This is a genomic window from Pseudomonas sp., assembly GCF_050739655.1.
GTDB lineage: Bacteria > Pseudomonadota > Gammaproteobacteria > Pseudomonadales > Pseudomonadaceae > Aquipseudomonas.
Genome location: NZ_JBOIBY010000578.1, coordinates 1 through 2,570, shown reverse-complemented (window position 1 = coordinate 2,570; position 2,570 = coordinate 1). Strand labels below are relative to the sequence as shown.

Genomic DNA, 2,570 nt, shown 5'->3' with positions numbered 1-2,570 from the left:
CCAGGATGGCATCCATTTCAACCTGCGAACCCTTTGGCAGGGCTGCTACGCCGATGGCGGCGCGGGCTGGGTAAGGCTGGTCGAAGTACTTGCCCATGATCTCGTTGACCTTGGCGAAGTGGCTCAGATCGGTGAGGAAGATGTTCAGCTTGACGATGTCCTTGAACGAACCGCCAGCGGCTTCAGCCACGGCCTTGAGGTTCTCGAACACCTGGACGGTCTGGGCTTCGAAGCCTTCGACCAGTTCCATGGTTTTTGGGTCCAGAGGAATCTGACCCGACATGTAAACGGTGTTGCCGGCCTTGATCGCCTGGGAGTAAGTACCGATGGCGGCCGGGGCCTTGTCGCTGGTGATAACGGTCTTGGTCATGTAGGACTCCTTGTAATGAGGGCTTAGGCACGCATGCGGGTGATGCGAATCACCCCGGTCAAGGCGCGCAGTTTCTTGATCACGCGGGCCAGGTGCACGCGGTCGTGCACGCTGACCACCAACTGGACCACGCTGATGCGACCATCGCGTTCGTCCATGCTGATTTTCTCGATGTTGCCGTCGGCGGCGTTGACGCTGCTGGCCAGCAGGGCGATCAGGCCGCGCTGGTGCTCCAGCTCGACGCGCAGCTCGACGTTGAATTCGCCGGTGACATCCTTGGCCCACGAGAGCTGGATGCATTTTTCCGGGTTGTGTCGGATTTCGCTGATGTTGCGGCAATTGTCCAGGTGCACGACCATGCCTTTGCCCGCGGACAGGTGGCCGACAATCGGGTCGCCCGGGATCGGCGTGCAGCACTTGGCGTAGCTGAGCACCAGGCCTTCGGTACCACGAATGGCCAGCGGGCCTTCCGGGCTTGGCAACTGTTCGCCTTCGCCCAGCAGTCGGCGGGCCACCACATAGGCCATGCGATTGCCCAGGCCGATGTCCTCGAGCAAATCTTCGATCAGTTCGAGACGGTACTCGACGAGCATGGCCTTGACGCGCTCGGCCGGAATTTTCTCCAGCGCGCTGTCGAAACCGTTGAGAACTTTGTTCAGCAGGCGCTCGCCGAGGCTGATGGATTCGGAGCGGCGTTGCAGTTTCAGTGCATGGCGAATGTGCGTGCGCGCCTTGCCGGTGACCACGAAGTTGAGCCAGGCCGGGTTCGGTCGCGCGCCGGGGGCGCTGACGATCTCGACCGTGGAGCCGCTTTGCAGTGGCTCGGACAGCGGCGCGAGTCGACGATTGATCCGGCAGGCAATGCAGCTGTTGCCCACGTCGGTGTGCACCGCGTAAGCGAAGTCGACCGCCGTGGAGCCTTTGGGCAGCTCCATGATCCGGCCTTTGGGTGTGAACACGTAGACCTCGTCCGGGAACAGGTCGATCTTCACGCTTTCGATGAATTCCAGCGAGTTGCCGGCGCGTTGCTGCATTTCCAGCACGCCTTTGACCCACTGACGGGCGCGAGCGTGAGTGCCTTTTGGCTGCTCGTCACCGCTGGATTTGTACAGCCAATGCGCGGCGATGCCGTTGTTGGCCATTTCTTCCATTTCGCGGGTGCGGATCTGGATCTCGATCGGCACACCGTGCATGCCGAACAGCGTGGTGTGCAGCGACTGATAGCCGTTGGCCTTGGGGATCGCAATGTAATCCTTGAAGCGCCCCGGCAACGGCTTGTACAAATTATGCACAGCACCCAGTACGCGGTAGCAGGTATCGACCTTGTCGACGATGATCCGGAACGCATAGACGTCCATGATCTCGTTGAAGGCCCGACGCTTGCCGCGCATTTTCTTGTAGATGCCGTAGAGATGTTTCTGGCGACCGCTGACCTCGCCCTGAATGCCATCGATGGCCAGGCAGTGGCTGAGGGACTCTTCGATCTTGTTGACGATTTCCTTGCGGTTGCCCCTGGCGCGTTTGACGGCCTGGTAGATCCGCGCGGAACGCATCGGGTGCATGGCCTTGAAGCCGAGGTCTTCGAACTCTATGCGGATGGCGTGCATGCCCAGCCGGTTGGCAATGGGTGCATAGATTTCCAGGGTTTCCTTGGCGATGCGCCGGCGTTTTTCGCCGGACAGCACTTCCAGCGTGCGCATGTTGTGCAGGCGGTCAGCCAGCTTGACCAGGATCACGCGAATGTCGCGGGCCATGGCCATGGCCATTTTCTGGAAGTTTTCGGCTTGTGCCTCGGCCTTGGTCTCGAAGTTCATCTGGGTCAGTTTGCTGACCCCGTCGACCAGTTCGGCCACGGTTTCGCCAAACTGCGCTTGCAGCGCTTCCTTGGCAATACCGGTGTCTTCGATCACGTCATGCAGCATGGCTGCCATCAGGCTCTGATGGTCCATATGCATGTCGGCAAGAATATTCGCAACCGCGAGTGGGTGCGTGACGTACGCCTCACCGCTACGGCGGCGTTGGCCGTCGTGGGCTTGTTCGGCGTAGAAGTATGCTCGGCGGACCAGGTTAACCTGGTCTTTGCCGAGGTAGGCCGATAAGCGATCGGCGAGGGCGTCTATGCTCGGCATGATATCTCCTGCCGTAAGCTGTTATCCCGCGCCGTGCTACGTCGACCAGGCATAGGCTTAGACGGCCTCGT

General features: G+C 60.5%; 2 protein-coding genes. Both read right to left on the bottom strand.

The window, feature by feature from the left end; all coding sequences use genetic code 11:
• On the bottom strand, positions 1 to 370 hold a 370-nt coding region (locus tag ACRESJ_RS27590), incomplete at its 3' end, for a RidA family protein (protein ID WP_431760690.1).
• 23 nt (positions 371 to 393) lie between these two features.
• Positions 394 to 2,499 (bottom strand): bifunctional GTP diphosphokinase/guanosine-3',5'-bis pyrophosphate 3'-pyrophosphohydrolase, encoded by a 2,106-nt coding sequence (gene spoT, locus ACRESJ_RS27585; protein WP_085723649.1) that lies wholly within the window; start codon positions 2,497 to 2,499, stop codon positions 394 to 396.
• Positions 2,500 to 2,570: the final 71 nt, after the last annotated feature.